Genomic DNA, 15,724 nt, shown 5'->3' with positions numbered 1-15,724 from the left:
CCACCGGGAGGGTGATGCCATCCTCCCGGTGGCCGGCGGTGTGAGCCGCCGCGCAGGACCGCCCCATCTGACTCACCGTCAACATCCCCTGGATCCCTGGGAGAACCTCACCTCGAACCATCGCCCCCTTCTCCACGGCACTGCCTGATCATGATGGGATGGACGGGCACTCTGGGGGCGCCCGCGATCAGTCGGGACCGCTGACACGGGAGTGCCGGAGAGGTGCCCGAGGGAGAGGCCGGAATGTTTGGTGGCAACGTCGCGGTCGTCGGTGGCAGCATTGCGGGCTGCGCAACAGCCCTGGCTGCGTTACGTGGTGGCGCCGAAAGGGTCACCATCCTGGAGCGGGCCGCCGGTCGGCTCCAGGAACGAGGGGTGGGTGTGAGTCTGCACCGTCACCGTTTCGCCGAGTTGGAAGCCGCGGGGTATGTGGACGCCGACATCCCGTGGAGCCCGCTCGACCAGCGCGTCTGGACGGTGCGGGACGGCGACTCGGAACTCGGCCGAGCTGTCGGCGTGCAGGACTTCCCCTTCCGCGCGTACTCCTGGGGTTCGCTGTGGAGCGAGCTGCGCAGCCGTGTGCCCGCCGAGGTCGAGTACCGCTCTGGCGTCGGCGTCGCGGCCGTGGAGGAGGACGCCGAGGGCGTGACGGTCGACTTCACCGCTGGCGGGCGGGAGCGCTTTGATGTCGTCATCGGCGCCGACGGCTACCGCTCCGTCGTCAGGGACACCATGTTCCCCGGCCTCCGGCCCACGTATGCGGGGTACCTCGGCTGGCGCGGCGCCTTGCAGGGTGCGCCCGAGTGCGGCTCCTCGGACCTCGCCTGGACGGACTTGCGTACGGTGGTCTTCCCCGGCGGTCACTGCGTGATCTACCGAATACCGGACGGCGCGGGCGGCATGCGGGTCAACTGGGTGCTTTACACCACCCCGCCCGAGCACTTGGCCCTCCCGCTGAACTTGCAGACGCCCACCTCGCTGCCGCCGGGCAGGCTCAGCGCCGAACTCGACGAGTTCGCACGGGATCTGGTGCGTAAGCACTTCCCGCCCTACTGGGCCGAGTGCGTGCTGCGTACCCCGCGCGAGGAGTCCTTCATCCAGCCCATTTACGACCTCGAGGTGCCGCACTACGCCAGCGGCCGGCTCGCCCTCGCCGGGGACGCCGCAACCGTCGCCCGGCCGCACACCGGCGGCGGGGCGGTCAAGGCGCTGCAGGATGCCCTGGTCCTGGAGAACGCCTGGCGGGCACACGACGACTGGGCGGCGGCCGCCGCGGCGTACGACGTCGGCCGGACCGCGCTGGGTGCCTCGATGGTCGACCTGGGCCGCAGGTTCGGACAGGTCCAGGTCGTCGACACCCCGGATTGGGCGACCATGCGCACCCCGGATTTCCAGGCCTGGTGGATGGAGCAGAACGGCGGCTCGGAGCGTAACAGCGGCTACGGCGGCCACGCGCTCAAGAAGGACGCTGACCATACGTGAGGACGAGGGCGCGGCCCGGTCACGCCGTGGATGCCAGGGCGAGAGCCCGGTGGAGAGCAGCAGGATCGGCGCGGACCTCGTCGCCGTCGAACCGGGCGGCGACCACACCCGCGGTGAGGACCGTGACCGTGTCCGCGCAGGCGCGGGCCAGTGCCCCGCTCGGCGACATGAGCAGCGAGGCGACCCCCTCGTCGGCGAGCCCGCGGATCAACTCCTGGATCTGCTCGGCGATTACGGGTGCAAGGCCCTCCGTCGGCTCGTCGAGCAGCAGGACCCGCGGGGTGCCGAGCAGTGCCCGGGCCAGGGCCAGCATCTGCTGCTCGCCACCGGAGAGTTCCGAGCCCCGGTTGGTCCGTCGCTCGGCGAGACGGGGCAGCAGGCCGAGCACCCTCTCCGGCGTCCAGGCCGTGCCCTGGTGCGATGACTTCGCGGGCGGCCGGTGGGCCAACCGCAGGTGCTCGGCGACGGTCAGCCCTGCGAAGACCCGGCGGCCCTGCGGGACAAGGCCGACGCCCGCCCGCGCCACCTGGTGCGCCCGGCGGCCCGTCAGGTCGACGGCGTTCAGACGGACCGTCCCCGAGGTGGGGCGCAGCAGCCCCGCGATGGTGTGCACGAGGGTGCTCTTGCCCGCTCCGTTGTGCCCGACGACGGCGTGTACGGTCCCGCGCGGTACCTCGAGGTCGACTCCGTGCAGCACGGTGCCGCCGTGGTAACCCGCGGTCAGCCCGCTGATGTGGAGCATGGGTCGGTTCCCTTTCCCAGGTAGGCCTCGCGCACGGCCGGGTGGTTGAGGGCCACGTCGGTGGGCGCCGTGAGCAGGTCCTTCCCGTCCTTGAGCACGGTGACCGTGTCGGCCAGGTGCGTGACCACCCCGGTGTGGTGTTCGACGAGGAGCATCGCGACGTCCTCAGAGAGCTGTCCTAGTACGTCGAGCAGCCGCCCGATGTCACGGTCGGTGAGTCCGGCGGCGGGCTCGTCGAGGAGCAGCAGGCGGGGGCGGCAGACCAGCGCCGCCGCCAGATCGAGCAGTCGGCGCTGGCCGTGCGACAGCTCGGAGGCCAGGCGGTGCGCCAGATCGCCCAGGCCCACGGCCGCGAGCTGCTCACCCGCGGCCGAGACGCGCTCGCGCCGGGGGTAGTGGCGCCAGGCGGCCAGGACGATGTTGTCGAGCACCGTCAACTCGCCGATGGCGGAAGGCTGCTGGAAGCTGCGCGCGATTCCGTACCGCGCCCGACGCGCGGGCGGGATACGGGTGAGGTCGCGCCCGCCGAGCACCATCGTGCCGTGGTCGGGGCGTTCCGTGCCCGCGACCAGGTTGAGCAGGGTGGTCTTTCCTGCGCCGTTGGGGCCGATGACGGCGTGCCGTGCCCCGGCGGGCAGCCGCAGGCCGAAACCGTCGAGTGCGGTCAGGCTGCCGTACCGCCGGGTCAGCCCGTCCAGGACGAGCACCGAGGGCAAGGTGTCGCGGTCGGTCATGAGACGGCCTCCTGGGACGGGGCCGTCCGGGCATGCACGCCCGGTATCCGGATTCCGGCAAGGCCGCGCGGGAGCAGGTAGACGGACAGGACGAAGAGCACGCCGAGGAGCAGCGGACCGTGCCCGGGCCAGGCGCCGGACAGCCAGTCGCGGGTGCCCACGATCAGCGCGACTCCGAGCAGGGTGCCCACGACGGAGGTGGTGCCGCCGATGACGGCGGCGAGCATCGCCAGGGCGGCGATCTCGAAGCCGACGTCCGCGGGCGAGACGTAACTCTGCGCGACCACGAGCAGAAATCCGCCGATGCCCGCGAGGGCGCCGCCGCCGATGTAGGCGAGCAGCAGATAGCGGGACACCGGGTGGCCGCTCGCGCGCATCCGTGCCTCGGCGCTGCGGGTGCCGGTGAGCAAATGCCCCGCCCGGCAACGCAGTACGAGCACCGTGGTGACGAGGACGACGGTGGCTGCGGCGAGCACGTAGTGGTACGTGACCACTTCGCCGCTCAGGGCCTTAACCCCCCACAGCGGACGTGTCGGGGGGAAGCCGAAGAAGCCGTCGGTTCCGCCGGTGACGGACGTCATCTGAACGACGGCGGTGTGCGTCAGCTCGCCGACCGCGAGGGTGATCATCAGGACAGTGGTGCCCCGGGCCCGGATCACCGCGGGGCCCGTGATGAGTGCGAACAGGGCCGCGGCGCCGCCGGCCAGGGCAAGTTGTACCGGGCCCACAGTCGTCAAGCCTTCGTCGGCGGCGATCGCGGTGACGTACGCGCCGACGGCGAAGGGTGCCGTCTGGCCGAGCACCGGAAGGCCCGCGTAGCCCGTCAGGACGGTGGAGCTGACGGCGACCAGGCCGAGGGCCAGGGCATAGCCGGCCAACGAGAGGGTGTGGGCGTCCACGATCCAGGGCGCGGCCGCGAGCAGGGCGAGCAGCAGCGCCAGGGGCGTGAGCAGGCGCACGGGTGCGGGCGTGCGGTCCAGGATCCGTGACAGGGCCGCGGCGGGCCGGTCCTTGGTCGCTGCCCAGGGTGTTCGGCGTGCGGGCATCGGCTCGGGGTGCGTCGGCTCCGGTGCCGGAGCCGCGCGCTGCGGGCGCAGGATCAGCGCGCCCGCCATCGCGGCCATGAGGAGGTAGGGAGCCAGGTCGGGGGCGACCGAGACGCCCAGGGTCTGCACCTCGCCGACCGCGATCGCCGCGAGGAAGGTGCCCCACAGTGACCGCAGCCCGCCGAGGACGACGACCACCAGCGACAGCATCAGCACGTTCTCCGCGGTACCGGGGCCCGGGCCGATGATCGGTGCCCCGAGCACGCCGGCCGCACCGGCCAGCGCCGCGGCTGCCGTGAGCACACCGGTGTGTACGACCCGGGGGCTGATGCCGGTCGCCGCGAGCATCTGCGGGTCGTCGGCGGCAGCGCGCACCGCCGCGCCCGCGCGGGTGCGGGTGAGCACCCAGGTGCCGAAGGCGGCGAGCAGCACGGCCAGCACGATGAACACCAGGCGGTAGGCCGGGTACCTGTGTCCGAGCAGGGACACCGAGGTGTCAAGGGTCCCCGGTACCCGTACCGGCAGTTCGTCGGAGCCGAAGACCGCGGTGAGCAGGTTGCCGCCGATCAGGGCGAGCCCGAAGGTCAGCAGCGCCTGGGCGAGATGGCCGCGCCGGGCAAGAGGTTCGGCGGCGACGGAAAGGAGCGCCCCCGCTCCGCCCGCCGCCGCCGTTCCCGCGAGGAGGCCGAGCAGCAGCCCGCCCCAGGTGCCGTCGCTCAGTTCGGCACCCGTGGCGGCACCGATCGCGTACAGCGTGCCGTGCGCGAGGTTCAGTACGCCCGCGGTGCCGAAGGCCAGGCTCAGTCCAGCGGATACCACGAACAGAAGCAGACCGTAGGCGACGCCGTCGACCGCGGGGACCAGCTGTGCATCGAGGATGCCCATCAGCTGCCGAGTGTCGCCAGGTCCTGGACGACGACGTTCGCCAATTCCTTGCCGTCCCGCTTCACTTGGCGCAGGTACCACTTCTGCACCGGCGAGTGGGTGGTCTTGCTGAACTCCCAGGGGCCGCGCGGACTGTCGATCTGCCCGAGGTTGTCGATGGCCTCGTTGATGGTCTCGGAAGTGACCTCCTTGCCGTCCTTGGCGAGGTCCGCGACGGCCTTGTCGAGCACCGCGGCGGCGTCGTACCCGGACATCGCGTAGGTGGTGGGCGGCAGGTCGTGCTTGGCGGTCCAGTTGGCGGCGAACGAACGGTTGCTCGCGTTGTCGAGGTCGGCCGCGTAGTTGAGCACGGAGTAGATGTCCTTGGCCGCCGCGCCCTGGGCGGGCAGGGTGCCGCCCTCGGTGAGGAAGCCGGGCGAGTACAGCGGAAGGTCTGCCACGTCGGACTGCTCGTACTGCTTCACGAAGTCGATCGCGGCCTTACCTGCGTAGAAGCAGTAGACGGCTTTGGCGTCGGTCTTGGCGATGTCGTTGAAGTACGGGGTGAAGTTGGTGGTCTTGGGGAACGGCGTCCACGTGGTCTTGCCGTCCGGGTTGGCGAGCTTGCCGTCGGCCTTGGCGAAGGCGTCGGTGAAGCCACGCATCTCGTCGTGACCGCCCTGGTAGTCGGGGCCTATCGCGTAGACGGTGCCGTCCACCTCGTCCTTGATGTGCTGGGCGATGGCTTCGCCCGGCTCCTCGGAGAGGAAGCTGGTGCTCCAGATCCACTTCACGTCGGTCTTGGTCGGACGGCCGCCGGTGGCGAGCAGGGGCACCTTGTTCTTGGTGACCAGCGGCTGGACGGCAGCGAAGGAGCCGCCCCCGACGACGCCGGTGATCACGTCGACCTCGTCCTTCTTGATGAGCTTGTTGGCGGCGGGCACTGCGGTCGGCGCCCCGTCGCCCTCGTCGCCCACAGCCAGTTCCACCGTGCGCCCGCCGAGCTTGTTGCCGTGCATGTCCAGGTAGAGCTGGAAGCCGTCGCGCATGTCCTTGCCGACCGACTCGTACGTGCCCGACAACGACACAAGCACGCCGACCTTGAGGGTGTCGTCGCCACCGCCGGAGGCCGCGCTGCCGCTGCAACCCGCGACCGCGGTGACCGCGAGGGCAAGCAGTGCGGCACCGGCGGTGCGCGTTCTGGGGCGGCCGGAGTGACGGACGGTGAGGGCGTTGTTCATGACAGGCTCTCCAAGGGGGTGGTACGAGCGGTACGGGGGCGTCATGGACGGGGGCTCGGTGTCCGCCGGATCAGTGGGCGTGCTCCGGACTGCTGACATCGCGGACCTGCGGGGACAGGGCGTCACCGACCTGGTCGATCAGCTCCGCCATGGAGTAGCTGACCTCGCCGATGTCGGCCTCCCGGGTGGTCACGACGATGAGGGAGGCGCCGCTGGAGACCGCCATCGCGAAGAGGTAGCCGCCGTCCATCGCGGTGAGGCTGTGCTCCACCGGGTCGCTCCGCAGTAACTGCGCCGCGCCGGACATCAGGTTGACCAGTCCCGAGGAAATGGCGGCGAGACGGTCGGCGTCGTCCTGGTCGAGGCCCGTGAAGGCGAGGGCGAGTCCGTCGACGGAGACCGCGAGCGCATGGGTGACTTCGGGGACGCGGCCGGCGAAGTCGTCGAGCAGCCAGCCCAGGGAACCGGCTTGGTCGGGATGGGTCATCGCGTGCTCCGTTGGGTGTTGTCGTCGGGGGAATCAGGGGTTTGCGTGCCTGTGGCACGGTCACCGTCGGCTTGGCGGTCGGGGGAACTGCGGCGTGTGCTGCGGCTGATGCCTTGGGCGTAGGCCGAGAAGACGTCGGAGACTTGACGGGCGTCCCGGCGGCGTTGCACTCCGCGGGAACGTTCCGCCGCGTCGTGCCCTGCCGGGACCGGGGGCACTGTTCTGGGCGTCGGACCGGCGGGAGTGGCCCGCTTGCGGATCGGCAGGCCGGAGGCGCTGACTCCGGCGATCCTGCTCTGCACAGGGTCGGCAGCGCCTGGGGCACGCTCGCCCGTGCGGACCCCAGGTCGGGACGGCACCGTCGGGTCCTGCTCCGCGGGCTCCGCAGGGCGAGGGCGGAGGACCGGGATCCGGTGGCCACCGGTGCCCGCAGGCCGCACCGGGATCATGGGACGGGGCGTTCCGGTGGGCTCCGGGGCGCCGCTCGCCTCGTCGTGAGAGCGGGCACGCTCGGGTTCCGGGCCCGCGTCGCTCTCCTTCGGCCCCCTGTGGTCCCGCGCACCTGCCGGACCCGTGGCGCTGAGTGGCGGTGACACGGGCACCACGGTGTCCGTGCCGGGTTCGGCGAGTAGCTCCTTCGGGAGAACCACCTCGACGATCGTTCCGGGCCCGGAGGACTCGCGCAGTTCGACCAGGATGCCGTGCCGGGCCGCGAGCAGTCCGACGACCTGGAGGCCCATGGTGCGTACGGCACCGATGTCGCTCTGCGGGGCGGCGAGTTCGGCGTTGAGTTCCGAGCGGCGCTCATCCGGTATGCCGATGCCTTCGTCGACGATCTGGAGCACGGCCCGGTCCCACAGGCTCCAAGCGGCTACGCCTACCCGGGTGTCGGGGGGTGAGAACCGCGTGGCGTTGTCGAGGAGTTCGGCCAGCAGGTGCGCGATGTCGTCGACGACACGTGCGGCGATGGTGATCGAGGGTTCGACGTGGCCGGGGGTCACCCTGCCGTAATGCTCGATCTGCTGGGCCGCGGCGTAGATCACGGAGGTGCACGGCGCATCGGCGGGACGGACTTTGCCGCCACCGGAACCGCCGAGGACCAGAAGGTTGTTGGCGTTGTGCTCCATACGGATGGCCAGGTGGTCGAGCGCGAACAGCGCCTCCATCCGCTTGGGGTCCAACTCGTCGCGCTGCACCCTGCTCAGCTGGGCGGTGAGCACCGAGTTGAGGCGTGCGCCGCGGCGGGCCACGGTCACCAGGGTCTCCGCGAACCGATCTCGGGACCGAGCCTGCTCGCCCGCAAGCCGTACGGCCGCGTAGTGCACGGAGTTGAACGCCTGGCCCACCTCACCCATTTCGTCGTCGGCGAGGTTCACCAGTGGTGTGCCCGCCTGGCGGGCGATCTCGTCGGGGGCCGCCCGTCCCACGGAGCCGGGCCGGGAGAGCTTACGCACCTCCTCGGGCAGGCGCTTGTGCGCCACCTCGTGCGCGGCATCACGAAGATCCCGGAGCCTGCGGATCAGGTTGTGGCCAAGCCGTACGGCGAAAAGAAGGACACCCACCAGCATGAGGACGACCAGGACCAGTTCGGACACCGCCCACCAGATGAGGCGGGTGCGGTCCTCGGCGACGGTGCCGAGCACGTCGGTGTCCACCCGCTCCACCACCGACTGCAACAGCTCCTGCCGGTCGGCCATGGCGTCGGTCCAGGCAGCGCGGCTGATGGTCAGCTTCTGCCCCGCGGTGGTGCGGGCGGCTTCGGCGGCGATTTTCTCGGCCGCCATCGCTTTCGGCCCGGACAGGGTGCGTTCCATCCAGGTGCGCCACCGCGCGGGCCCGAGTGTGGTGACGGTCCGGTACGCGTCCGTGTAACCGAGCCGGGTCGCCTCGAAGGTTTGCAGTGAGGCGGGCGTGAAACCGCCGTCGGACAGCGCCCGTACGACGGCGACCTCCTGCTGGGCGATGTGCTCGGTCGCCTCCGACAGGGCGGCGGCGGCTCGGATCTGGTCGGCCACCTTGGCGTCCACGCCGTCGGCCTGCGCGATGCTGTCGCGGAAGGAGATGAGGTCGGCGATGGCGATGCGGTAGCCGAAGGCCACCGAAGACAAGGAGCTGGTCCCGGAGCGCACATGGGCACGCAGGGAATCGATCCTGTCCAGGGATCTATCGATCCTTTCCAGAGTCGCGTTCGTGGCGGATGGCATGGAGGAGAGCTCTGCGCGTCTCTCCCGGTAGCGGGCAACGCTGTCGTCGGTCGACCGAGTGAGCTCCCCGAAGCGCTCACCGGGCCTCCCAGAAGAGGTGAGCTGCGCCGCTGCTTCCGCGCGTTCACGCTGAAGTCTGTACGTCAGATCACTGGCCGCTTGGGCGACTTCAATCGCCGTCTTGAGCTGGCCGGCCTGGACGGCCTGTCCAGTCGACGGGGCCAGGGCCCGCCCGGCGAAGGCGACAGCTACGGCGAGGGGCACCGCTACCAGCAGGATCAGACGACGCGAGATCCTTACGGCGCGGGCACCCTGACTGCGCCCCTTGCTTGGTCGGAGCAGGGGTAATGACAACATCGACACCTGAACTGCAGTTGGAAGTCCGAAGGGTGCGGCGCAGGAAGGCCAACTCGCCTGTGGCGTAGGTGAGTTGACCTTGTTCCCCCGTGCAGCGCGTGTTGATGTTAGGAGGGGGGAAGGCCGTCTGGCGCTAGAAAAAGCCTGATCAACATCGTGATCCGCATCACACTGCGATCATGATTGATCAATCCTTTACGGACAATGATCGTCAGAGCCCAGGCCCCGACTCGGAGCCACATCAATCGAGACGGGACAGGTCTGGCCCAACCTGGTCCCGCTCCACCATTCTCCGCAGCTCGGCGCACCCTGATGCCCGGGGCCTCGTTGGAACTGGTCATGAAGATCATCACTGCCGCCGCGCTTGCCGCCGCGACTCTCGTCCTGACCGCAGCCGTCCCAGCCTCGGCAGCCGGGGATCACGGGATCAACCGGGCTGACCAGCAGGGCTCGCCCAGCTATGTGGCCAACTCCGGAAACAGCGACCCCATGAAGATCGGCTTCGATGCGGATGCGAACGACCTCAACCAAGGAATCCTTCCGGTCGTGGGCGGGCTGCTCTAGCGGTACCTGAGTGACGCGGAGCCGGGTGAGGTGAGCGCGGGGACCGTGTCTGGCTGCGCTGGGACCCGGCCACCGTGAGCCGGGTCGCCGTCAGCGCACGGAGCCAGGGCGGGAGAAATGCGTTGTCGTGCCGTCCCTTCGGTTGGCATGCTCCCGCCCGTGATCACTGAAGACGGCTCCACCCACACCATCGGCATCCCCGTCAGGGTGCGCGACCTCCTTCCCCGGGATCTGCCCGCGTGCACCTGGTCGGGCTCTGCCACCCATCTGCGCCACGTAGAGCGAGAGTTGGCGCGCGCTGCGGCGGGTGAGGTGGACTACCTGGCTGTCTGCACTCCCGTGGATCTGCCGGTGGCGATCGGCGGCATCGACTATCAGGCCTCCGAGGAAGCCGGAACCTTGTGGCAGCTCGCCGTGTTTCCGGCGCTCCAGTCCAGCGGCCTGGGAACGCTGCTGATCCGAGCTGCCGAACAGCGGATCAGGGACCACGGCCTGCGCAAGGCCGAACTCGCCGTGGAAGAGAACAATCCTCGAGCTCAAGCCCTGTACGAGCGCCTGGGCTATGTCGCGTACGACCGCGAGCCGGATGCCTGGGACGAGGAAGGACCTGACGGGTTGATCCGTCGTCACGACACCATGTGCGTTCTCATGCGAAAGGACCTTTGAGCCTCCGCCCCGTGCCGCACCCAAGGCCACTTCGGACTGGCTGAAGATCGCGTGAGGGTGGGCGCCAATGTCGTCGAAGAAGCACTTCACGTCATCCCACAGCAGGTCAGCCACTCCGCCATGCTGCCCGGCTCGCCGACCCAACGCACGCCCGTCCCAGGGATTAGGGCTCCGGCGCCCCGGGTAACGAGTGGTGGGCGTCAAGCTCAGGAGACCAGGCAGAGCGCGACTCGGTAGGAGGTCGAGTGCATGGCCGGTGGCCGTGGGGCGGGAGGGCTTCCTCCGGTGACCGTGTTCTGTGAGCCTCTGCGGCCGCATCGCATGCCCTGCCTGACGGACATGGCACGGACGGCGGCTGGCCGATTGGCGGTCAGGCTCGCCGCCGTACCGGCGTTCGGGACGGTCGATAGGCGTACGTCGGCGCTGCGAGCGGCAACCCACGCCGCCAACGCTCTGCTGACCGCACTGCCCGCCACCGACTCCCTGACCGACACGCATGAGCTGCCGGCCAAGTCCGCCGTCCAGAGCTATTTCCGGGTGCGCACCGCGGAACTCACCGCCGGCCAGGCCGCCCGGCAGGCGGCCGAGGTGATCCACCGGGGGCTGGTGGACCTGCGCGACGCTCCCATCGCGGGAAGCGATATCGCCCGCGAGACAGCCGCGATGCGGCAAGTGGTGCTGGACCTCGCCGGAGACGAGGCGGACCTGACGGACGACGGGGGCGATGGCGGAGAGCCGGAAGCCGAGTCGAAGGCAGACGACCCGTCACACACGCCGCGGCGGCCGGAGGACATGTGGCTGGCCCGCTGGATCACCGGACACCACATCCATGTCCTGTTCAACGTCTATGCCACGTTCGCTCTGCGCGAGGCCGGCCGGGCCCTGCAGGACGGCGACTGGCCTGAAGCCACGGCCCTGCTCGCCCGGACAACCGTATACGTACAGGGTTTTCCCGCCGCCCGTGCCCACGCAGCCGCGCTGCCCGCCGACTACTACGCGACCTCCGTGCGCCCCACGATGGTCCCCACCGTGGTACCCGTACCTCTGAGCGGCAGTATGCACCTGGAGTACCGCGCGTATCGCAAAGCCGTCGACGAGCTGATCGCGGCACTGCCGGAGCCCGTTGATGAGCTGGCTCTGCGCGCACCAGAACTCGCCTTCGCACGCGAGGCCCTGCTGGAAGCCGACCTGATCGAGGCAGAACGCCATGTGTGCCTCGTCGAACCGGTGGTGGATAGAGCACGTTCTCTTGTCCAGCCACCGGCGACCGCAGACAACGCGGTATCGGTACTGCGGGCCATGCGCCACAAGCGTGCCGCCGCCATCGCGCCATACGTCCGATTCAAGGACACCCTGGCCGAGATGCTGCGGGACGGATAACTAAAGGGCACGCCAACCGACGCCGTATGAGACATGGCCATAGGCCGCAGGTCGCTGCTGCCGCGTCGGACATGAGCCTTGAGTGACGGCGGACGTGCAAAGCGGCACCGGTACGATCCCTCCGGACTCCCCGACCCCTCATATGGCGCAGAGGCGAGGGCTGCGATGCCGTAACCATTTGATCACTTATCCGCTTACTCAGGCGGAATAACTTTCATGGCAGAGTGGGGAGTTCACCATGTTTCGCAAGTCCCTGATCGCCGCGGCGGTCCTTACTGCTTCTGTCGGCACCGCCGCCCCCCCGCCTTCGCGGCAGGTGCGGGTGGCGGGACCGGCGCGTCCGTGGACGCCTCGGTCCTGGACAAGCTGGTCGAGTGCGGTGTTGCCAACGACGCCCGCGGGGCCGCCTGGAACTGGGACGGACCGGCCAACATCGCTTCTGGCGACGCCGAGTACAACGCCGGTGGCGTCGCCCCCCAGATGCCGCCGGAGCCGACCTGCGCCGGTCTCGCCAACCGGGCGAACATCCTGCCCTGGAACTGGAACGGTCCGCTCAATGTTCTGAACTCGGACGCCGGCTAAACTCTCGTGCTCCGCGACTGGCTAGGCGACGCCGAGCAGGTAGCCGACGGCGGTACCTCGACGACGAAGAAAAGGAAGTTGGGTTTCGTCGAAAGATCGCGGAAGCCGGCGGGGAACAGTTCACGGGCGGCCGGGTCGGGCTGCGGCTCGCTGATGACGCGAGGCGGAAGCCAGCAGTGGTGAAGGCATCGGTCATCGCGTGCAACGGCCTGCGTCAGAACCGCATGGGGAAGGCCTGCCCGTTGAACGTCCAGTCGAAGGTATAACTGGTGGTCGCGAAATAGTCGGGCCGAGGATCCTCGATTGTGTAGGCCACGACAGGGTGGTCCACCGACGCGATCAGCCAGCCGCCAGGCCTGAGCACTCGCCGTATCTCGGCCAGCGTCGGCCCCCAGTCCTCCAGATAGTGCAGCACCAGCGACGCGACCACATCGTCGAACGTGGACTCCACCGTGTGCCGTGCTCATCAGCATGCCGATGGCGCACGCAAGCAGGCGCCGCGCAAGCCCGGCAAGTGCACCCGGCCCGCGCAGCACCCCGGACGCTCCCCGAGCGCCGCGACCAGCAGGACCGCCGCCGACGCCGTGGCAGCAACGGCGGCAGACCCACCAGCTTCGACCCGGTGCGCTATGCCCGCAGGAACGAAGGCGAGCGGCTGATCAACCGGTTGAAGATCCACCGAGCGGTGGCCATGCGCTTCGACAAGCGAGCGTATGTCTTTCAGGGCACAGTTACCGTTGCCACCCTCCGCCTCTGGCTCCGCACATGACTCACCGGACAGAACCTGAGTCAGTTGTGCCGATGCATCTGCTCGGGCGCGACCAGCCGCTGGGGCAGCGTCGGCGCGCCAGGGGCCCGCTCGGCCGGGGCGCCGCTCAGGGCTCCGTCCATGTATCCGAACAGCGCCTCGCCGATCGGGTTCGGCAGCGGCTTGCCGTCTTCGTCGAACCGCTCGTACTTCATGAGGTTGTAGCCGATCGTGGCCTGGCGCCGCCCGTCCTCCGTGGACAGGGCCCAGGTTCCCGCCCCGAACACGCCCCCGTCGTGGCCCCAGTACCAGCCACCGCTGGGCATCTTCAGGGTGTACAGGCCGAGGCCGTACCGCATCGCGACCTCCTGGCCCGGCTCCGGCTCGTACGCGGGAACCGTCGTCTTCATCTCCCGCAGCTCCGCCGCGCCGAGCAGCCTCCCGCCCAGGAGCTTGCGGTAGAAGTCGTTGAGGTCATTCGTCGTGGAGACCATCGCACCGGCGGTCCCGGCCCAGGACATGTCGTAGACGCTGTAGTCACGCGCCGGTTCGATCGTGCCGTAGAACGACTCGTACATCTTGGCGTGCGGCCCCGGGATCTGGGCGGTGCGCGGGAAGTACGTGTGCCGGAGGCCCGCCTTGCGGATGACGTTCTTGGTTATGTAGGCCTCCGGGTCCTGGCCCGTGACCTTCTCCAACAGCAGCCCGGCGATGAGGTAGTTGGTGTTCGAGTACGCGTGCGTGCCGCGCGGGGCCTGCGGCTCGGCCGCCAGGCCGAGGCGGACCAGCTCCTCGGGGTCCAGCTTGCGGAACTGGCCCTCGTCCAGGGCCTTTCGCGGGTCCGTCAGCAGCTTGGGGAAGGCGGGCAGTATGTAGTCCGCGATGCCGCTCGTGTGGTTGAGCAGCATCCGCACCGTCACCTTCCGGCCGCGCTCGCCCGGCACCAGCTCCGGAAGGTAGTCGCCGATCGGGGCGTCCAGGTCGATCCGGCCCCTGGCCACCTGCTGGAGGACGGCCACCGACGTGAAGGTCTTGGTGATGCTGCCGATCCGGTGCTCGTAGTCGGGGCGCATCGGCCGTCCGGTGTCGATGTCGGCGACGCCTGCCGAGCCCTGCCACCGCTCCGAGCCGTCCCTGACCGACGAATAGGCCCCGTACATCCCCGCCTTGTGGAACGCCTCGAGCGAGGCGCGCAACGCCTCCCGGTCGAGCTTGGACGTGGTGGAGGCGGCGGATGAGGCCGCAGGAACGAAGTCCGATGCCGGGGCGGTGGCCGCGGCCGGAAGCGCACTGACCGCGAGCGAGAGGAGGGCCACCGATGCCACGGTGGCCAGGCGTGCTCTCCGCAGGTCGGTGCGGGAGCTCAGGTGGGTGTTGCGCATGGGCGGATCCCGTCTCATCGGATGTACAGGGCAGATATCTCCTTACATCCTCTATGCGCCGCACCGGCCATCCCTCCCCCCTCGGAACGACCTTGCTCACAGGAAGAGATGACATTTGTCAGGCTCCGGCCCTCCCCACGGCTGCTACGGCCACCCCGCCGCCCGCGGTATCACCGCAGCACTCCCGCGACTTGGTCCCGGGCCGCTCGTACCACGGCGTCGGCGGTGAAGCCATGACGCTGCAGGACGGCCGTCATCGGGCCGGAGGTGCCGAAGGTGTCCAGGCCGATGACCGTGCCGTGCGGGCCGACATGGCGCTCCCAGCCCAGAGTTACGCTTTGCTCGGCTCGGCGGCCAACTTGTGGTGGGCCTCCAGGGCGAGGTGGGCCTCGCTGCCAGGGGCGATGAGCAGGACCGAGGGGTCGCCCTCCGCCGGGTCGAGCAGGACATAGCCGCCGCGGGCCGGTCCGCCCGCCGGGGTCCTTGACCTGGGCCAGGTGCAGCAGGGCGTAGAGGAGGGCCGAGCCGCGGCCGCCGGAGAGAACGAAGCGGTACCGGCCCAACCCATGCGGGTCGGCCGGGTCGTAGCACAGGAAGCGGTGCCACAGCGTGTGCGCCACCGGGGCCAGGGCCCTGTCCGCGCACTCGTTGAAGTGCTCAGCGAAGTACGGATGAACGGGGTCTGTCGCTGATCTTGTGACGCGGTGCCTGGTTGATCGTTTTGTGCGGTGTGCAGTTCAGGGGGTTTGCGGCAGCTCTTCCGCATCTGTCGGAAGTGGAAATCGAGTCCATGCAGCGGTGCACGGACGGGGTTGCCCTGCGTACGCGTTCTCGTACGCCGTCGGCGCGATGTTCGCACTGTGGGAGGAGTTCAACTCGCGTACACGGTCGGTACGAACGAAGCCTGGCGGATGCTCCGTTGGGTGGGATACCTGTCGTGATCACGCTGCTGATACGAAGGTTCAAGTGCCTGGCTGCTGACTGCTCCGCGGTGACATTCGCCGAGCAGTCGGGATCGATGAATTCGCCCTGCTCAAAGGACACACCTACGCCACATTGCTGGTCGGCCTCGAAGCCCGCACCCCAATGAGCATGCGGTGGGCCCGTCCCAGCCGGGGTATTCGTCTTTCCTCAGTTAGCACTGGCACCTCTAGGCCGTTTCTCTCGGATCATCAGATCGTTGGTCTGGTGTGTCGTTGAGTGATGCGCAGTGGGCCAGGATCGAGCCGCTGTTGCCCGACCGCA

The 15,724-nt window shown here is 69.4% G+C and carries 14 protein-coding genes and 2 pseudogenes; 7 read left to right on the top strand and 9 right to left on the bottom strand.

Going from position 1 to position 15,724, the window contains the following annotated elements:
* The first annotated feature begins 243 nt into the window (after positions 1–243).
* Complete coding sequence (locus tag ACWD10_RS31990) at positions 244–1,482, top strand: monooxygenase (protein ID WP_451097159.1); 1,239 nt, start codon at positions 244–246, stop codon at positions 1,480–1,482.
* 19 nt (positions 1,483–1,501) lie between these two features.
* Here the strand turns inward: ACWD10_RS31990 and ACWD10_RS31985 are convergent, their stop codons facing one another.
* The 6 genes from ACWD10_RS31985 to ACWD10_RS31960 all read right to left on the bottom strand — a co-directional run bounded on the left by ACWD10_RS31985 (position 1,502) and on the right by ACWD10_RS31960 (position 9,157).
* Complete coding sequence (locus ACWD10_RS31985) at positions 1,502–2,224, bottom strand: ABC transporter ATP-binding protein (RefSeq protein ID WP_451097158.1); 723 nt, start codon at positions 2,222–2,224, stop codon at positions 1,502–1,504.
* Positions 2,203–2,958 carry an ABC transporter ATP-binding protein gene (locus tag ACWD10_RS31980; RefSeq protein ID WP_451097157.1) on the bottom strand — a complete coding sequence of 252 codons (756 nt, stop codon included), beginning with the start codon at positions 2,956–2,958 and terminating at the stop codon, positions 2,203–2,205. The genes ACWD10_RS31985 and ACWD10_RS31980 overlap by 22 nt, the downstream gene beginning before the upstream one ends.
* Entirely contained in the window at positions 2,955–4,889 is a 1,935-nt protein-coding gene (locus ACWD10_RS31975; RefSeq protein ID WP_451097156.1) for an ABC transporter permease subunit, read from the bottom strand. The genes ACWD10_RS31980 and ACWD10_RS31975 overlap by 4 nt, the downstream gene beginning before the upstream one ends.
* A complete protein-coding gene (locus ACWD10_RS31970) occupies positions 4,889–6,109 on the bottom strand; it encodes an ABC transporter substrate-binding protein (protein ID WP_451097155.1) in 1,221 nt (406 codons plus the stop codon). The genes ACWD10_RS31975 and ACWD10_RS31970 overlap by 1 nt, the downstream gene beginning before the upstream one ends.
* Before the next feature lie 70 nt (positions 6,110–6,179).
* On the bottom strand, positions 6,180–6,596 hold the full coding sequence (locus ACWD10_RS31965) for a roadblock/LC7 domain-containing protein (protein WP_451097154.1): 417 nt from the start codon (positions 6,594–6,596) through the stop codon (positions 6,180–6,182).
* The gene (locus ACWD10_RS31960; RefSeq protein ID WP_451097210.1) at positions 6,593–9,157 is read right to left on the bottom strand and encodes a nitrate- and nitrite sensing domain-containing protein; all 2,565 of its coding nucleotides are present in this window, start codon (positions 9,155–9,157) and stop codon (positions 6,593–6,595) included. Before ACWD10_RS31960 ends, ACWD10_RS31965 begins: the two co-directional genes overlap by 4 nt.
* A 339-nt stretch (positions 9,158–9,496) precedes the next feature.
* On the opposite strand from ACWD10_RS31960, the gene ACWD10_RS31955 reads away from it, so the two are divergent.
* From ACWD10_RS31955 to ACWD10_RS31940, 4 genes are all read left to right on the top strand, one after another.
* Positions 9,497–9,721, top strand: coding sequence for a hypothetical protein (locus ACWD10_RS31955; protein WP_451097153.1), 225 nt, complete (start codon positions 9,497–9,499; stop codon positions 9,719–9,721).
* 147 nt (positions 9,722–9,868) lie between these two features.
* Positions 9,869–10,387 (top strand): GNAT family N-acetyltransferase, encoded by a 519-nt coding sequence (locus ACWD10_RS31950; RefSeq protein WP_451097152.1) that lies wholly within the window; start codon positions 9,869–9,871, stop codon positions 10,385–10,387.
* 339 nt (positions 10,388–10,726) lie between these two features.
* Positions 10,727–11,767, top strand: coding sequence for a hypothetical protein (locus ACWD10_RS31945; RefSeq protein ID WP_451097151.1), 1,041 nt, complete (start codon positions 10,727–10,729; stop codon positions 11,765–11,767).
* Between the two features lie 342 nt (positions 11,768–12,109).
* Positions 12,110–12,349 (top strand): hypothetical protein, encoded by a 240-nt coding sequence (locus tag ACWD10_RS31940; RefSeq protein WP_451097150.1) that lies wholly within the window; start codon positions 12,110–12,112, stop codon positions 12,347–12,349.
* On the opposite strand, the pseudogene ACWD10_RS31935 reads toward ACWD10_RS31940, so the two are convergent.
* A pseudogene (locus ACWD10_RS31935) lies at positions 12,346–12,797 on the bottom strand (methyltransferase domain-containing protein); the annotation flags it as partial. The gene ACWD10_RS31940 and the pseudogene ACWD10_RS31935 sit on opposite strands and share 4 nt — an antisense overlap.
* Before the next feature lie 93 nt (positions 12,798–12,890).
* On the opposite strand from ACWD10_RS31935, the pseudogene ACWD10_RS31930 reads away from it, so the two are divergent.
* A pseudogene (locus ACWD10_RS31930) lies at positions 12,891–13,118 on the top strand (IS5/IS1182 family transposase); the annotation flags it as partial.
* A 20-nt stretch (positions 13,119–13,138) separates the two neighbouring features.
* Here the strand turns inward: ACWD10_RS31930 and ACWD10_RS31925 are convergent.
* Positions 13,139–14,479, bottom strand: coding sequence for a serine hydrolase domain-containing protein (locus ACWD10_RS31925; RefSeq protein WP_451097149.1), 1,341 nt, complete (start codon positions 14,477–14,479; stop codon positions 13,139–13,141).
* A 170-nt stretch (positions 14,480–14,649) separates the two neighbouring features.
* Entirely contained in the window at positions 14,650–15,099 is a 450-nt protein-coding gene (locus ACWD10_RS31920) for a transketolase-like TK C-terminal-containing protein (RefSeq protein WP_451097148.1), read from the bottom strand.
* A 170-nt stretch (positions 15,100–15,269) separates the two neighbouring features.
* Here ACWD10_RS31920 and ACWD10_RS31915 point away from each other — a divergent pair, with 170 nt between their 5' ends.
* Positions 15,270–15,569 carry a transposase family protein gene (locus ACWD10_RS31915; RefSeq protein WP_451097209.1) on the top strand — a complete coding sequence of 100 codons (300 nt, stop codon included), beginning with the start codon at positions 15,270–15,272 and terminating at the stop codon, positions 15,567–15,569.
* Positions 15,570–15,724 lie beyond the last annotated feature (155 nt).

Source organism: Streptomyces sp. NPDC002851 (assembly GCF_053591935.1).
This window is presented reverse-complemented; position numbering and strand designations above follow the sequence as displayed.